A 15,003-nucleotide genomic window follows, 5' to 3' on the forward strand; every position below is an offset into this window, starting at 1 on the left:
TTGGAGAGTTGCTGCCGAGGTCATCGACCGGAGAAGGGAAGGCGGACCGGCGCCGGGGCGGGGCCCGGCGGGGCGGACCGTGAGGCGGCCGCGGAGAGCGGGTCGGCCGCGCAGGTGACGTCCCGGGCCGGGAGCCGGCCGGTGGTCAGGTACGTCGTGGCGGCCCTGTCCGCGCAGGCACTGACGCCGAGCGCGTACACGCCGTGGCCCTGCCCCTCCTCCACGGTGACGAGCCGGGAGCCCTTCAGCGCCCGGCGCAGGCCGTGAGCGGCGGCCAGCGGAGTCTGCGGGTCCCACTCGTTCTGGACGATGAGCGCGGGGACCCTGTTGTCGACCTTGGTGGCCCCTTCCACCGGGCGGCCCCAGTAGGCGCACGGGAAGATGTTCGAGACGGAGTCGCCGTACAGGGGGTAGCGGACGCTGTCGCGCCGGGAGTCGGCCCGGTAGACGGCCGGGTCGGTGGGCCAGCGGGCGTCACCGCACACGATCGCGAGGAAGCTCGCCAGCTCGTTGTCGGTCGGCACGAAGGTCGGGAAGGTCGGAACGGGCTTGCCCGCGGCGGCGTCCCGGAGCAGCCCCAGGGTGCCGGCGGCGACGGAGGGGTGGGGGATCTCCCAGCGCATGTACTCCCGGACCTCGGCGCCGTCGAACCTGGTACCACCGAGGTCGAGCGGCTCCCGGTCGGCGCGCGCGACGATGTCCCAGAACAGCGTCTCGACCTCGGCGGGCGTGTCACCGAGTCCGTACCGCGCCGCATGACGAGCGGTCCAGTGCGTCCACCGGTCGAAGGTGGCCTCGGCCCGCTCCGCCCAGGACTGCCCCATGCTCCGCCAGACCCGCTCGGGGTCCACGGCGCTGTCCAGGACGAACCTGTCGACCCTCCGCGGGAACAGCTGCGCGTACACGGAACCGAGATAGGTCCCGTACGACAGTCCGAAGTACGAGATCCTCCGCTCCCCGAGGGCCACGCGGATGGCGTCCAGGTCACGCGCCGTGTTGCGGGTGTTGATGTGCCGGAGCGTTTCCCTGTTGCGGTCGCGGCACCGGTCGGCGATGTCACGCGCCCAGGCGACGTCCTTGGCGAACGTCGCCTCCCTGTAGGGCCGGTACGTCAGCCGTTCGTCGGCGGTGGTCGTACCGCAGGCGAGCGGACTGCTGGCCCCGACCCCGCGCGGGTCGAAACCGATCAGGTCGTACCGGTCCTTCACGGACTGCGGCAGAAGACCGCTGAGCGCCAGGGGATAGAAGAGCCCGGAACCGCTGGGGCCGCCCGGGTTGAAGAGCAGGACGCCGCGGCGCACGGCCGGGTCGGCGGCCTTGATCCGCGACAGCGACAGCTCGATCTTCCTGCCGCCCGGCCTGCGGTGGTCCAGGGGCACCTTGAGGGTCGCGCACTCGACGCTCGCGTCGATGTCTCCGCCGCAGCCCCGCCATGCCAGTGAGGAGGCGGCGGCCGGGGCGGCCACCGACGAGCCCGGGCCGGCCTGGGGCGCGGCCGCGGCGGTGGTGCCGAGGAGGGTGGGGATGAGTGTCGCGGCGACGCCCCAGGCAATTCTGGAGGTCATTCGTCGTCTCAGGAGCAAGGGAGTGCCTTCGTTCGCTGGGATAGTGAATGGCGCTCGGCAGTGGTCCGGAGGGACGGACGTCAGACAGGCTAACGGGCCTACAGGGTAGGCGAGTTCGGATTCAAGAATTGATCCGGGGCCGACCGCCGGAGCGACGGCCCCGCGGCCTCCCGCCGCGCCCGGAGCACCTCCATCACGTCCCGGCACCAGTCACGGTTGGCCCGCTCGAAGTCCCGCCCCCGTCGGCAGGTGAGGTACGGGCCGATCCGTGCGCCGCTGAGCAGGAACTCCGCCTCGTCGCGCTCGCCGCGCATCCTGCGCAACTGCTCCTCGAACAGCGCGGCCTTGGCCTCGGCGAACGCGAACCGTTCGATGAGCCGCTCGATCAGCACGTCGGTGTCGAGGTGGTCGGCGGCCTGGATCTGGACCAGCAGGTCCTCCCGCAGGAACGAGGGTTTGGCGGCGGCTGACGCGAAGCCCTCCAGCTCGGCCAGTCCCTCGCCGGTGACACGGAACAGCCGCTTGTTGGGACGCGCCTCCTGCACGACCTCGCGCCCCGCGACCAGGCCCTCCTTCTCCAGCCTGGCCAGTTCCGCGTAGACCTGCTGCGGCAGGGCGTGCCAGAAGTTCGCGACGCCCGCCGCGAACGCCTTCGTCACCTGATAGCCGCTCAGCTCCTCGTCGAGCAGCGCCGCCAGCACCGCGTGGCGCAACGCCATCAGACCGTCTCCTTCTCTGCCGCGGCCGGGCACGTCCCCGCCCACCCCTGTCCGGAACACCGACCCTCATGATAGTCATGAAAGTGACTAGTCACTTTCATGACTAAGCCGACTCGCCCTGCCCCTCGGCGAGGACGCACCTCATCAAGGAGGACACACATGACCACCGCAGTGGACCGTTTCCGCGCCGCCGTCGACCGTCGCGACCTGGACGCACTGGGCGATCTGTTCACCGAGGACATCCGGCTCTACAGCCCGGTGAAGTTCACCCCGTTCGAGGGCAGGCCGATGGTGCTGGGCCTCTTCGGGGTCCTGCTGCGCATCTTCGAGGACTTCCGTTACGTCGGGGAGTTCGCGGGCGCCTCGCGGACGAGCGCCGACGGGACCGAGGCCCCGTCGGCGGTCCTGCTCTTCCGGGCGACGGTCGGCGGCCGGGAGATCCACGGCATCGACCTGCTGCACCTGGACGACGACGGGCTCATCAAGGAGTTCACCGTGATGGTCCGCCCGCAGTCCGCCGTCCAGGCGCTGGGCGAGGCCGTGCTCACCGGCCTCGTCGCCGACGGCCTCGTCCCCACCCCGTAACCGCGCGCCGTTGCCGTACCCCGCATCCGCCGCCCGGTGACAGCGCTCCCGCTCAGCTCGCCCGCGCCGCCTCCAGGGCGTCCGCGACCAGGCCGAGGAACCGGGCGTGGTCGCGGGGCCCGTAAAGGGGCTCGGGATTCCACGGGACGACGGGCTTCGGCACGCCCTCGCTCCCCCGCAGCTCCTCCAGCGGGGCCGCGTGGGCGCGGATGTCCGTCAGGATCACCTCGGGGCGCAGCGCGAAGGTGTCGGAGCCATCGAGCGTGGACCAGTTGGCCCCCGGGCCCTCGGCCGGCTCCACGACCTGGACGCCGAGTTCGGTGAGGACGCGCAGCTCGGGCCACATCCTGGGACGCGCCACATGCGCCTGGTCCGGGCCGGCCGGGGAGAGGGCGAGCACCCGGGGCGCGTCGGCGGACGTGGCGGCGACCACGGAGCGCAGCCGCTCCCGGGCGGCGTCCAGGTCACGGTCGGCGCCCGGGCGGGCCGTGGCGCCCAGCGAGCGGGCCAGCTCGGCGAACCGGTCGCCGATCTCACCGAACGTACGGGCCTGGCTGACGTCGAGGACGACCACCGGGACCCTCTCCTCCAGGGGCTTGGCCGTCTCGGGAGTCAGCCCGTAGACATGACCGCCGCCGTAGCTGACGGCCACCACGAGCTCCGGTCCACAGCTCAGCAGCCGCTCGACGTCCAGGGCCGCTCCCGCACCGACGTACGCGATCTCGCCCAGCGGAAGGGTCCCGGTCTTCGCCGTGTCGGGGTCCGGTCCGTCGTGGTCGGAGCCGAAGATACCCGCCGGCCGGATTCCGAGGTCCCACAAGGTGGCGCCGGCCTGGACATAGGCCAGCACCCGCCGCGGCGGCCGGGGCGCCGTCGACTGCTGACCCCGGTCGTCGGAGAACCGCCATTCGCTCTGCTCCGTCACGTCACACACGCCCCTCTGCCGCCGACTGCCGTTCCATTCGTGCGAGTTCGTACACGTGTACCTGCCCACCTCCTCACCGCCACACCCCTCCGGCCAGGGAACAAACGGCCGTCAACCGGCTTCGGGCACGATGGGCGGTCCGCATCACGGAGTGTTAGAAATGAGGGACCCTCAGTCACCGGGCGGCCCTCCCCTCGGCCGGCCCCTTTCCGGACGGAGCCAACTCCCCATGCGCGCGACCCTTTTGAAGGCAGCCCTGGCCGTCGGCGTCGGCGCATCGCTCTGTGCCGCCTCGGCGGACGCCCCGGCCACGGCCGGGGCCGCGGCACGTCCGGCGGCGGAGAAGGCGAGGGCGGCGGAATGCCCCGTGGTCGACGTGCTGGCCGTCTACACGCCCAAGGCGGCGAAACGGGCCGGCGGCGAGCATCGGGTTCCCTCCTCGGCCCAGGAGATCGCGACGCGGATGAACCGGTCCCTGGCGGCGGGCGAGCTCTGCGGGGTCATCCGCGTCATCCATCCGTACACGGCGACCGACTACGAGGGCTCGGAGGAATTCCGCGCCGCGCACTCCACCCTCAAGGACCACTCGGCGGGGCTCGGGCGCCAGGTGCACGAACAGCGGGCGCGGTACGGCGCCGATCTGGTCACGCTCGTCGTGGACCGGGACGAGCGGGGTGGCGGCACCGCGGACTACACGCCCGTACTCGACGGCTCCACGGACGAGCACGCCTACGCGGTCGTCGAGGTCGACGGCATCCGCCTGGATTCGGCGAGTCACGAGATCGGCCACAATCTGGGCCTCGCCCACGACCGCACGACGCTGGCGGGCAACACGGACGGTTCGATGAGCGTGAGCCGCAACCGCCCGTACAACACCGGCTGGATCACCGAGGACGGCAATCACTACACGATCATGGCGTACCGCTCCGCCTGCGGGGACCACTGCCGGCGGATCAGCCGGTTCTCCAGCGCGACGGAGACATGGAAGGGCCACCGATTGGGCGACGCGGACAACGACGGCGTACGGGTGCTGCGCGAGACGATGCCGGTCGTCGCCGGATACCGCGTCAGGCGCTGACCGGGCCGCCCTTCGAGGCGTCCCGTCGCACCCGGCCGCTCCCGGGTGCGTGACGCCGTCCTGGGTGCGTCACCTGTTGGCGGCGCACCCGCCGCGGGGGCGTGCGCCGTCGAGCGTCAGGTCCACGATCCGGCGCGCGAGCCCCCTGTCCAGCGGCGCCCCGGTCAGCAGGACCCGGGCGAACAACGGCCCCGCCAGGGTCTCGGCCACCAGCCGGGCGTCGGTGTCCGGGGCCAGTTCGCCGCGCAGGACACCGCGCCGCACGATGTCCTCGCCCCGTTCCAGCCGGGCGTCCCAGTACGGCAGGCGCTCCGCGTCGACGGACCCCGCGTCGGCGGAGGCGCCGAGGTGGAGCAGGGCCGCGCCGCGCGGTGAGGCGAGATAGTCCGAGACCGCCGACATCAGCCGAGCCAGGTCCTCGCGCACGTCTCCCGTGTCGGGATCGGGCAGCGCCTCGTCGGCATGCGAGCCGAGGGCGTCCAGCAGCAGGCTCTCGCGGGTCCTCCACCGCCGGTACACGGAGGTCTCGTGCACCCCGGCCGCCCTGGCCACCGCGGCGACCGTGGTACCGGTGAGCCCTTCCGACGTGAGCAGGTCGACGGTGGCCGCCAGGACGGCCTGCCGCATGCGTTCGCCCCGGCGGCGCAGCGGCGCGGGGCCCTTCTCGGTGGTCATCCCCGAACCGTATCGCAAGGCCACTTGCTTTACCGGACGGGCCGGGCTTACGTTTCAAAGCAAGGCGACTTGCGACAGGCCGCCGACCCGAACACCGTAAGGACCCGTCATGGAACGCATGCGCGCAGCGCGTCTGCACCTGCCCAGCCGCGCACTCGTCGTCGAGGAGGTGGACAGGCCCGTGCCCGGTCCCGGCGAGGTGCTGGTGAAGGTCGCGGCGGCGGGGGTCTGCCTCTCCGACGTGCACCTCGTCGCCGGGACGCTGAGCCCGATGTATCTGGAGGGGGGCACGGTCACCCTGGGCCACGAGGTGGCCGGGACCGTGGCCGGGACGGGTGCGGACGTCACCGGCTGGACGGCCGGCGCGCGGGTGGTGCTCCAGGCGGGCGAGCAGCGCCGGGGCCGGACGCACACCCGCGGCGTCGACTACGACGGCGGCTGGGCGGAGTACGCCCTCGCCACCGCGTCGACCCTCGTCGCCCTGCCCGACTCGCTCCCCTTCGAGCAGGCCGCGATCATCCCGGACGCGGTCTCCACGCCCTGGGCGGCGGTGACCGCCACCGGCGACGTGCGGGCGGCGGAGGCCGTGGGCGTCTGGGGCGCGGGCGGGCTCGGCGCGCACGCCGTGCAGTTGCTGCGGGCCGTGGGCGCGCATCCGGTCGTCGCGGTGGATCCCGCTCCGGCGGCCCGGCGCCGGGCCCTGGAGTTCGGGGCCGACCTGGCGCTGGACCCCGCCGATCCGCTGTTCCGCGAGAAGGTGCTCGGGGCGACGGGCGGCGTGGGCCTGGAGGCGGCGTTCGACTTCGCCGGGGTCCCGGCGGTCCGCGAGCAGGCGCTGGCCACGCTGGCCCCGAAGGGGCGGCTGGTGCTGGTGGGGCTGACCGACCAGCCGCTGACCGTCGCCCGCGGCACCCTGTTCAGCTACCTCCAGCACCGGATCCTGGGCCACTACGGCTCGGAGGGACACCATGTGGCGGAGCTCGTCCGGCTCGCCGAGGGCGGCCGGCTGGACTTCTCCCGTTCGATCACCGACGTCCTGCCCCTGGAGGACGCGGCGGCGGCCGTGCGGCGGGTGGAGACCAAGGAGGGCGACCCGGTCAGGATCGTTCTGCGGCCGTGACGGGCTCCCCGCCGTCGGCGCCGGGCTCCCGCTCGGGCCGCCGCAGCTCCACGTTGAACTGGGCTCCGGCCAGCAGCGAGAGGTTGGCGAACCAGACCCAGATGAGGAAGACGACGAGCCCGGCGAGCGATCCGTACAGCCTGCTGTAGCTGCCGACCTGGGTCGCGTAGAGAGCGAAGAGCGCCGACGCGGTGAGCCAGCAGAACGCGGCGAGTATCCCGCCGGGCAGGCCCCGACGGACACCGCGCGCGGAGTGGGGGCCGGTGCTGAAGAGGACCATGATCAGACAGGCCACGAGGAGGACCAGCAGCGGCCACTTCAGCGCCGCCCACAGGGTCTCCCCCTCGTGCGGCAGGCCGATGAGGCGGCCCAGCCAGCGGGCCAGCGGGCCGGTCATGACGATGGCGAAGGCGCTGGTCATCAGCAGGAGGAGCAGGCCGATCGCGGAGACGACGATGATGTGCGCCTGCCGCAGCGGCGGGCGCGTGTCCCGGACGCCGTGCATGGCGTGCATCGCCCGGCGGAAGACCGCGAGGTAGCTGCACGCGGACCACACGGCACTCACGGACCCGGTGGCGACCAGCAGCCAGACGGCGGAGCGCTGTTCGGTCGCCGCCTCCAACGGCCTGCGCAGCGCGTCGCCGGACTCGGCCGGGGCGAACGCGGTGATGTCGGCGATCAGGGCGCCGGTCGCGTCGGGGTTGGCCAGTCCGATCACGGAGACGGTCACCAGGAGCGCCGGGAGCAGGGCGAGGATCGCGTAGTACGTCAGGGCGGCGGCCCAGTCGGTGACGTCGTCGTTCCACAGCGAGACCGGTGTACGCCGCAGGGCGGTGCCCCAGCGGCGGGGCAGGGCGGCGGGGGCGGTGCTTTCCGCGGCGGACGCGGTCTGGGTGGGCAAGCTGGTACTCCGGGGACGTGGGCGGACGCGGTGGGCGGCGTGACCTGTCCGTTTCCGGACGTGGTGACTCCACTCGATCCTCTCCTGCCACGTCGCGGCCGAAGCACACCCCTCCCCGGCCGGCGCCGCGCGCCCCGGCCGGCAGTCCCCGGGTGTTCCGGACGATCAGTCGTTGACGGCCGTGAGCAGGACCACGGCGTCCTGGAGCGCCAGCAACCCGTGCCGTTCCTGCGGGATCGGGTGCAGGGTCCCGGACGGTAGCTCCGCGTCCCCGGAGGCGGCGGTGAGCCGGACGCTGCCGCGCAGGACGAGGAGCGAGGCGGCGGGCGGCGCGTTGTGTTCGTCGAGCGCCGTCCCCTCGGTGAGGGCGATCACCGTCTGCCGCAAGGGGGGCTGCTGGAGCAGGAGGTGGGCGCTGCGGCCGTGCGCGGAGGCGCGGGCCGCGCTCAGGTGTTCCTCGGCGAGTGCGTTGAGGTCGTCCATGTGCCCACTGTGCCGCAGCCGCGACAGCGCCGCGATCCGCGGGATCAGCGGGGCGCCTTCGCGGTGGAGCCCCGTACCACCAGCTCCGGCTCGAACAGCAGCTCGTCCGGGGGGACCGAGCCGCCCTGGATGCCCGCGCAGAGCAGCTCGACGGCGGCCCGGCCCATGGCCTCGATGGGCTGGCGGATCGTGGTGAGCGGGGGTTCGGTGCAGTTCATGAACGCCGAGTCGTCGTAGCCGACGACCGAGATGTCGGACGGCACCCCGAGGCCGCGCCTGCGGGCCGCCCGCACCGCACCGAGCGCCAGGGGGTCGCTGGCGCAGATGACGCCGGTGACTCCGCGCTCCAGCAGCCGGGAGGCCGCGGCCTGCCCGCCCTCCAGCGAGAACATCGCACGCTCGACGTACTCCTCGGCCAGCTCCCCGCCGGTGGCCGCCGCGACGGACCGGGCGGCCGCGAGCTTGCGGCGGGAGGGCACGTGGTCGGAGGGGCCCATCACCACACCGATGCGCTCGTGGCCGAGGGAGGCAAGGTGGCGCCAGGCGCGCTCGATCGCGACGGCGTCGTCGCAGGAGACGCAGGGGAAGTCCAGTCCCTCTATGGGTGCGTTGATCAGCACGACGGGGATGCGGCGCTCGGCGAGCCGGTGATAGTGCTCGTGGGCCTCGTCGGCCTGGGCGAACAGACCGCCGGCGAAGACCACACCGGAGACCTGTTGCTGGAGCAGGAGGTCCACGTAGTCCGCCTCCGACACTCCGCCCTTGGTCTGGGTGCACAGCACAGGGGTGAGTCCCTGCTGGGCGAGGGCGCCGCCGATCACCTCGGCGAAGGCGGGGAAGATCGGGTTCTGCAGTTCGGGCAGGACGAGGCCGACGAGCCGGGCGCGCTCGCCCCGCAGTTGGGTGGGCCGCTCGTAGCCGAGGACGTCCAGGGCGGTCAGTACGGACTGCCGGGTGGTCCGGGACACCCCGGGCTTGCCGTTGAGCACCCGGCTCACCGTGGCCTCGCTGACCCCAACCTTCTTGGCAACCTGAGCAAGTCGTCGCGTCATGCCGCAAGACTAGCGTAAGCAGCGCAAACAATTGACTTATCAACGCAAGGATTGCACGCAAAAGGGACGCTTCCCTGCCATCGGGAAGCGCCCCCTTGCCGGTGACTACGACCTCTCCCCCGGGCTACGGGTTAGTGATGATCTTGAAGGTGGAGGTGGTGTTCTTGACGTCCTGGGCGTTGTCGCTGAGCTTCAGGCCGTTGAAGGTGACCTCGCCGACGGCCGGCCCCTGCCCGGCCTCCGGCATCTCGTTGGCCCACAGCCCGAACCCGGACTTGGCGTCGAAGGCGTCACCGCTCTTGCGCGCACCCGAGATGGACACGTCGGTGAGCACGGTGTCCTTGATCGGGAACTGGGGCTGTCCGCCGACGTAGTTCGTCTGGAACATGATCCCGCTGTAGGTGGGATCGACGATGTCCACGTTGTTGATGCGGATGCCCTGGAACACCTTGGACGCCGAGAACAGCCAGATGCCGGGGAAGGTCTGCGATCCCCAGAAATGACCGCCCGCGCGCACGATCGAGACGTTCTCGATCGTCGTGGGTACGCTCCCGAACCCGTTCATCGGGTAGCCGAAGTCCAGCGAACTGACCGTGATTCCGGAGTAGACCAGGGTGTCGGCGATGTGGATGTTGCGGAAGGTGTTGTCGTACCCGCCGTAGACGGCGACGCCCGCCGCGCGCCAGGTGAGGATCGAGGTGAGGTTCTCGTAGACGTTGTTCTTCATGTCCGCTCCCCCGGCGTCGATCGCCGAGAAGAGCGCGAAGCTGTCGTCGCCGGTGGCCCGCGCCTCGTTGTTGGTCACCAGGTTGTCGGTGGACCCGTTGGTCATGTTGACGCCGTCGGCGAACATATCGCGGATCCGGGAGTTCTTGATGGTCACGCTGTCGGTGTTGGCGCCCCAGTAGAGGCAGACCATGTGCTCGTTCCAGATGTTGTCGATGACGATGTCCGACACATTGGAGAAGTCGAACACCTTGCCCGGCCCGTCGATCCGGGACGTGTAGTTGCCGAAGTACGCGAAGTTCGCGAACGAGGACCCCTTGGCACTGGCCTCGGCCCGGAAGCCGATATCGGTGTTGTCCTGGGTGGAAGGGGCGTTGAAGCGGGTGTACCAGGGCCCGGCGCCGACCACCTTGACGGCCTTGCCGTAGACCTGGAACTTGCCGGCCGTGCTGTACTGCCCCGCCGGGAGGTAGACGCCCACAAGGGTGCCGGTGGTGTCCATGCGGACCTTGTCCAGGGCGTTCTGGACGTCCTGGTGGGTGAATCCGGCCGGCACGGTGTACGTGGCGGGGTTCGGGTTGGCGACCGGGGCGACCTGCTCCAGGTTGACGAAGTCGATCGCGTACGTGGTGGTGTTGGCGCTGTCCTTCTGGAGCCGGATCTTGGACCCCGCCGGGACGGTCCTGCCCAGCATCATGTTCGCCTCGTCGTAGATGTGACGGGGCGCTCCGGAGCCCGGGGAGTTGCCGGGAGCGGCCTCGTTCCCGTACAGCCAGGCGTACTGCGAGGTGAGGTCGATCGCCTTGAGGAAGACGCCGTCCACGTAGACGTTCAGGGTGGAGTCGATGCCGCCGCCGCCCGGGGCGTCGGGGATGGAGAACCGGGTGACCAGGGTGTTGGTGGCGGCCCGGGTGGTGAACTCGACGTGGTCGCCGGTCTGGTCGAGGGTGACGGCCTTGCGTCCCGAGGCCTCACCCGCGATGTCGCCGACGGTCCGGTTCGGGCCGACGACCTTCGCGCCGCCGCCGGCCGTACCGTCCTCCGCCTCGTACATGTCGTACGGCATGTTGGCGCCGCGTCCGACGAAGAGCGCCTGGGTGGAGGTGTTGTTCTCGCGCTTGACCGGGAGTTCGTTGGCGTCGGCCGCGATCACGGTCCGCACGGTGTACGAGCCGTTGGCGGCGGTCCAGGAGCCGAGGGCGACCGGCGCGGTGGTGGCTCCCGGTGCGATGGCTCCGGTGTGGCTGCCGGTGAGCGTCTTCACCGTGGCGCCCTTGCTGTCGACGAGCGTCAGGGTGATGCCGTGGGCGCCGGCGGCCGAGGCCACCGTGCCCTGGTTCTTCAGCGCGACGGAGAAGGCGACCGTCTCGCCGGCGGACGCGGCCGAGGGTGAGGTGGTGACCGCCGAGGCCACCAGGTCGGAGCTGGAGACCGGCTTCACGACCAGCGGGGAGGCGCTGGTGTAGCCGTTGTTGGTCTCGTTCTGCTCGATGACCTCGCCTGCCGGGTCGGCGACGGCGCTCAGGACGTAGCTGCCCGCGTTCCGGGCACCGATGGAGGCGTCCACCTGAGCGGAGGCGCCCGCCGCCAGCGCGCCGACGGAGGCGGTGGCGACCTTGGTGCCGCCGAGGCGCAGCTCGACCTTGCTCGCCGGGGCCGCGAGCGCGCCGGCGTTGCGGACGGTCGCGGTCAGGGTGACGTCGTCCGTCTCGACCGGTGCGGCGGGTGCGGCGGTGATGCCGGTGACCTGGAGGTCGGGGTTGGCCGCCGGAGCGCCCAGGACCTGGAACTCCGCGACCTGCCCGGCTCCGGAGCCGCTGTTGGCGGTGAACTTCAGCTGGACGTCGGCGACGCGGGCGGAGACCGGGATGGTCACCGTGTTGCCGGACGCCGGACCGAAGGCGTAGTCCTTCGCGGCGGACAGCGAGTGGAAGGACGAGGAGCTCTGCTCCCGGCCGAGGACCTCGATGCGCTGGGTGCGCGCCCCCCAGCTGCTGTCGGGGTCGAGCTTGACGACGACGTTCTCGGTGTCGGCGTTGGAGCCGAGCTTCACGGTGAGGGTGTTCGGGTAACTGCCGCCCGCGCCCTCCCAGTAGGTGGAGGTGCTGTTGTCGTTGGCGTTCTCCGCGACGAAGGTGTGGACCACGGAGGAGGCGGTGATCGGCTTGTTCACGGCGAGGTTCGAGGCGGAGCCGATCCGCCCGTTGCGGGTGACGGTGTTGCTGTCGACGGAGGCGTTGCCCGCCGCGTCCTTGGCCCGTACGACGTAGCTGACCGTGGAGGACGTCGGCTGGGTGTCGGTGTACGTCAGCACGTTGCCCGCGACGCTGCCACGCAGCACGTTGTTGGCGTAGACGTCGTAGCCGCTCACGCCCTTGTTGTCGGTGGACGCTCCCCAGGTCAGTTTGATCGAGCCGCCGGAGGGCTCGGTGTACGCCAGCGCGGAGGGGGCGGTGGGGGCCTGGGTGTCACCGGTGTCGCCGCGCCGGGTGACGGTGTTGCTGTTGGCGGAGACGTTGCCCGCCGCGTCCTTGGCGCGGACGTAGTAGCTGACGTCCTGCCCGGTCGGCCGGGTGTCGGTGTACGTGGTGACGTCGCCCGCGACGCCGGCCAGCAGGGTGTTGTTCGCGTAGACGTCGTAGCCGGTGACGCTCTTGTCGTCCGTGGAGGCCTTCCACGTCAGCCGGATCTGCCCGGTGGCGGGCTCGGTGAACGCCAGGCCGGCCGGTGCGGTCGGGGCCTGTGTGTCGCCGGTGGTGGGGCCGTAGATCTCCAGTTCGGCCAACTGTGCTGCCTGCGCACCGCTGTTGGCGGTGACCAGGACACGGACGTACCGGGTGGTCGTGGCGTCGAAGGTGATCGTCGCCGACTGTCCGCCCGCCGCGTCGAAGCGGTACGCCTCGGACGCGGTGAGGTCGGTGAAGTCCGTGCCGTTCGCGCTGCCCTGGAGCTTCAGCGTCTGGCTGCGTGCGGCCCAGCCGTCGGGCAGTCGCAGGACCACCCGGTCCACGCGGAGCGACCCGCCCAGGTCCGCCTGGATCCACTGCGGGAACTGGTCGTCGCGGCTCGCCCAGTAGCTGTCCCGGTTGCCGTCGTTGGCGTTGGCCGGAGCCCGGGAGCCGCTGCCGCTGCTGGCGGTGAGGGTCTTGCCCGCCGCGAGGTCGGCCGACGACCCACCGGCGCCCCGGACCTCCAGCTCGGAGAGCTGCGCGGCCGACCAGCCGGTGTTGGCGGTGATGTTGACGCGCACGAAGCGGGTCAGCGTGGCCGGGAACGCGATGGTCACCTCGTTCGCCGCCCCCGGGGCGAAGGTGTACGTCGCGGAGTTCTTCAGGGTCGCGAAGCTGGTGCCGTCCGCGCTGCCCTGGAGGGACAGCGTCTGGGTGCGGGTCTCCCAGCCCGCCGGCAGGGTCAGCTTCACCTCGTCGACGCGGGTTCCCGCGCCCAGGTCCGTCTGGACCCACTGGGGCAGCCCGCCTCCCGCGCTCTCCCAGTACGTGGACCGGTTGCCGTCGGTGATGTGGGACGCGCCGTACTCGGCATGGGCGCTGCTCGCGGCCGCGGCCCGGCCCGCGGCGAGGTTGGGACCGCTCGCCGCCGCGGCGGCGAGCGACGGTACACCGATCATCAGAAGACTGGTCGCGACCAAGGCGGATATCGCCCGCCATCTCCAGCGTTGGACTCTCATAGCTCCCCGATCTTCGGCCTCGACGCAGGGCGCGTCGAGGGCGCGGCTCTGTGACCGCAGCCAGGGAACACACGTTTCTTCATACGCTGCGGCCTGTTTTGCGTTGTGCCGTCAGAGAGTTGCAGAGAAATGAGAGACCGTCCACCGTTCCGACAACAGCCGGGCGGCCGGGCCGGGGAGCGGATTCCGTCGCGCGGTCACCGCTCCCCGCCCCTGCGGACGAGCCGCCGGTCCGGCCGTCCGGCGGATCGTCAGAGGCCGCCGGTGTACAGCAGCAGGTCGGGCGAGCCCTGACCCAGACCGGAGAGCACGTCCCCGGTGGCCGTGTCCGTCAGCCACCGCGAGACGGCGGCGGGAGAGGCCGAGGGGTTCTCCTGCTTGTAGAGCGCGGCGACGCCCGCGACGTGCGGGCTGGCCATGGAGGTGCCGTTCAGCGAAACGGTGCCGCCGCCGAGGCGGGCGGAGACGATGTCGGCACCGGGGGCGTAGACCGAGAGGCAGGAGCCCCAGTTGCTGAAGGAGGTCTCCCGGTCCTGCCGGTCGCTCGCCCCGACGGTGAACACACCGTCCGCGCCTGCCGGGGAGACGTCACAGGCGTCCCGGTTGTCGTTGCCCGCGGCCACGACGGGCAGCACGCCCGCGTCGGCGACGGCCTCGACCGCCGCGTCGACCGCCGTGGAGCGGTCGCCACCGAGCGAGGCGTTCAGCACGGCGGGGACACCGCTGCGCTCGGCGTCCTTGGCGATCCAGTCGAACCCGGCGAGGATGCCGGCCCAGGTGCCCCGGCCCTCGCAGTCGAGGACGCGGACGTTGACCAGCGAGGCGTCCTTCGCCACGCCGTACACCGCACCGCCGACCGTGCCCGCCACATGCGTGCCGTGCCCGTTGCAGTCCATGCCCGCGCGGCCGTCCCCGACGGCGTCGTACCCGCTCGCGACCCGGCCGCCGAATTCGCTGTGCGCGGCGTCGATCCCGGTGTCGACGACGTACGCCTTCACTCCCTTGCCGGTGGCCGCGGTGGTGAAGGTGTCGTCCAACGGCAGGGCCCGCTGGTCGATGCGGTCGGCGCCCCAGCCGGCCGCGGGGGCCCGCAGCAGATTCGCTGCGGTCGGCGCGGGGACGGTCACCTCGGCGTTCTCCTCGACGGCGAGGACGCCGGGTACGGCCCGTACCGCTTGGAGTTCGGTGGTGGTGAGCTTGGCGGCGAAGCCGTGCAGAGCGTTTCCGTAACGGAACAACGGGCTGAGCCCGAGCTCCCGCAGGACGGTGTCCGGCGAGAGTTCGGGCTCCAGGGTGACGATGTACTGCCCGGGTACGGCCCGGGTGGAATGCTCCACCAGGACCCCTTCCGGTCCGCTGTCGGCCGAGGCCGTGGCGGGTGCGCCGATCAGCGGTGCGATCAGCAGCAGGGCGGCTGTGGCCCATCGGGCGGGCAGGCGCATGCATTCTCCTCGGGGTGGGGATCCGGTCACGGAGCGAGTACGTC

12 protein-coding genes are annotated in these 15,003 nt (G+C 71.7%); 3 read left to right on the forward strand and 9 right to left on the reverse strand.

All coding sequences use genetic code 11. The features are described 5' to 3' along the window. Nucleotides 1-20: 20 nt before the first annotated feature. A complete protein-coding gene (locus ACIRJT_RS25460; protein ID WP_403913071.1) occupies nucleotides 21-1,565 on the reverse strand; it encodes an alpha/beta hydrolase in 1,545 nt (514 codons plus the stop codon). A 98-nt stretch (nucleotides 1,566-1,663) separates the two neighbouring features. After that, nucleotides 1,664-2,284, reverse strand: coding sequence for a PadR family transcriptional regulator (locus ACIRJT_RS25465; protein WP_403913074.1), 621 nt, complete (start codon nucleotides 2,282-2,284; stop codon nucleotides 1,664-1,666). 159 nt (nucleotides 2,285-2,443) lie between these two features. Here ACIRJT_RS25465 and ACIRJT_RS25470 point away from each other — a divergent pair, with 159 nt between their 5' ends. Continuing rightward, nucleotides 2,444-2,869 (forward strand): nuclear transport factor 2 family protein, encoded by a 426-nt coding sequence (locus ACIRJT_RS25470; protein ID WP_403913076.1) that lies wholly within the window; start codon nucleotides 2,444-2,446, stop codon nucleotides 2,867-2,869. Nucleotides 2,870-2,921: 52 nt separating this feature from the next. Here ACIRJT_RS25470 and ACIRJT_RS25475 read toward each other — a convergent pair whose 3' ends face one another. Continuing rightward, a complete protein-coding gene (locus tag ACIRJT_RS25475) occupies nucleotides 2,922-3,794 on the reverse strand; it encodes an ABC transporter substrate-binding protein (RefSeq protein WP_403913079.1) in 873 nt (290 codons plus the stop codon). Between the two features lie 229 nt (nucleotides 3,795-4,023). Between ACIRJT_RS25475 and ACIRJT_RS25480 the strand changes: the two genes are divergently transcribed. Beyond that, a complete protein-coding gene (locus ACIRJT_RS25480; protein ID WP_403913083.1) occupies nucleotides 4,024-4,872 on the forward strand; it encodes a M12 family metallo-peptidase in 849 nt (282 codons plus the stop codon). A gap of 69 nt (nucleotides 4,873-4,941) precedes the next feature. On the opposite strand, the gene ACIRJT_RS25485 is transcribed toward ACIRJT_RS25480, so the two are convergent. Continuing rightward, nucleotides 4,942-5,547: a TetR-like C-terminal domain-containing protein gene (locus ACIRJT_RS25485; protein ID WP_403913084.1), complete on the reverse strand. Its 606-nt coding sequence runs from the start codon at nucleotides 5,545-5,547 to the stop codon at nucleotides 4,942-4,944. A 109-nt stretch (nucleotides 5,548-5,656) separates the two neighbouring features. On the opposite strand from ACIRJT_RS25485, the gene ACIRJT_RS25490 reads away from it, so the two are divergent. Further along, entirely contained in the window at nucleotides 5,657-6,667 is a 1,011-nt protein-coding gene (locus ACIRJT_RS25490; protein WP_403913087.1) for a zinc-binding dehydrogenase, read from the forward strand. Here the strand turns inward: ACIRJT_RS25490 and ACIRJT_RS25495 are convergent. From ACIRJT_RS25495 to ACIRJT_RS25515, 5 genes are all read right to left on the reverse strand, one after another. Further along, entirely contained in the window at nucleotides 6,645-7,568 is a 924-nt protein-coding gene (locus ACIRJT_RS25495; RefSeq protein WP_403913090.1) for a YihY/virulence factor BrkB family protein, read from the reverse strand. The two genes, ACIRJT_RS25490 and ACIRJT_RS25495, sit on opposite strands and share 23 nt — an antisense overlap. A gap of 165 nt (nucleotides 7,569-7,733) precedes the next feature. Continuing rightward, nucleotides 7,734-8,051, reverse strand: coding sequence for a cupin (locus ACIRJT_RS25500; RefSeq protein WP_403913092.1), 318 nt, complete (start codon nucleotides 8,049-8,051; stop codon nucleotides 7,734-7,736). A 44-nt stretch (nucleotides 8,052-8,095) separates the two neighbouring features. Next, nucleotides 8,096-9,103 (reverse strand): LacI family DNA-binding transcriptional regulator, encoded by a 1,008-nt coding sequence (locus tag ACIRJT_RS25505; RefSeq protein WP_403913094.1) that lies wholly within the window; start codon nucleotides 9,101-9,103, stop codon nucleotides 8,096-8,098. A gap of 124 nt (nucleotides 9,104-9,227) precedes the next feature. Next, on the reverse strand, nucleotides 9,228-13,517 hold the full coding sequence (locus ACIRJT_RS25510) for a discoidin domain-containing protein (RefSeq protein ID WP_403913097.1): 4,290 nt from the start codon (nucleotides 13,515-13,517) through the stop codon (nucleotides 9,228-9,230). A 251-nt stretch (nucleotides 13,518-13,768) separates the two neighbouring features. Continuing rightward, nucleotides 13,769-14,959: a S8 family peptidase gene (locus ACIRJT_RS25515; RefSeq protein WP_403913100.1), complete on the reverse strand. Its 1,191-nt coding sequence runs from the start codon at nucleotides 14,957-14,959 to the stop codon at nucleotides 13,769-13,771. Nucleotides 14,960-15,003 lie beyond the last annotated feature (44 nt).

The sequence above is a fragment of the Streptomyces sp. NPDC102283 genome (assembly GCF_044766265.1).
Taxonomy (GTDB): Bacteria; Actinomycetota; Actinomycetes; order Streptomycetales; family Streptomycetaceae; genus Streptomyces.

What these genes read in the sequence shown, in the direction of transcription:
- ACIRJT_RS25460 (WP_403913071.1), bottom strand. Translation starts at nt 1,565, where the DNA reads ATGACCTCCAGAATTGCCTGGGGCGTCGCCGCGACACTCATCCCCACC.
- ACIRJT_RS25465 (WP_403913074.1), bottom strand. Translation starts at nt 2,284, where the DNA reads ATGGCGTTGCGCCACGCGGTGCTGGCGGCGCTGCTCGACGAGGAGCTG.
- ACIRJT_RS25470 (WP_403913076.1), top strand. Translation starts at nt 2,444, where the DNA reads ATGACCACCGCAGTGGACCGTTTCCGCGCCGCCGTCGACCGTCGCGAC.
- ACIRJT_RS25480 (WP_403913083.1), top strand. Translation starts at nt 4,024, where the DNA reads ATGCGCGCGACCCTTTTGAAGGCAGCCCTGGCCGTCGGCGTCGGCGCA.
- ACIRJT_RS25485 (WP_403913084.1), bottom strand. Translation starts at nt 5,547, where the DNA reads ATGACCACCGAGAAGGGCCCCGCGCCGCTGCGCCGCCGGGGCGAACGC.
- ACIRJT_RS25490 (WP_403913087.1), top strand. Translation starts at nt 5,657, where the DNA reads ATGGAACGCATGCGCGCAGCGCGTCTGCACCTGCCCAGCCGCGCACTC.
- ACIRJT_RS25500 (WP_403913092.1), bottom strand. Translation starts at nt 8,051, where the DNA reads ATGGACGACCTCAACGCACTCGCCGAGGAACACCTGAGCGCGGCCCGC.
- ACIRJT_RS25505 (WP_403913094.1), bottom strand. Translation starts at nt 9,103, where the DNA reads ATGACGCGACGACTTGCTCAGGTTGCCAAGAAGGTTGGGGTCAGCGAG.
- ACIRJT_RS25510 (WP_403913097.1), bottom strand. Translation starts at nt 13,517, where the DNA reads ATGAGAGTCCAACGCTGGAGATGGCGGGCGATATCCGCCTTGGTCGCG.
- ACIRJT_RS25515 (WP_403913100.1), bottom strand. Translation starts at nt 14,959, where the DNA reads ATGCGCCTGCCCGCCCGATGGGCCACAGCCGCCCTGCTGCTGATCGCA.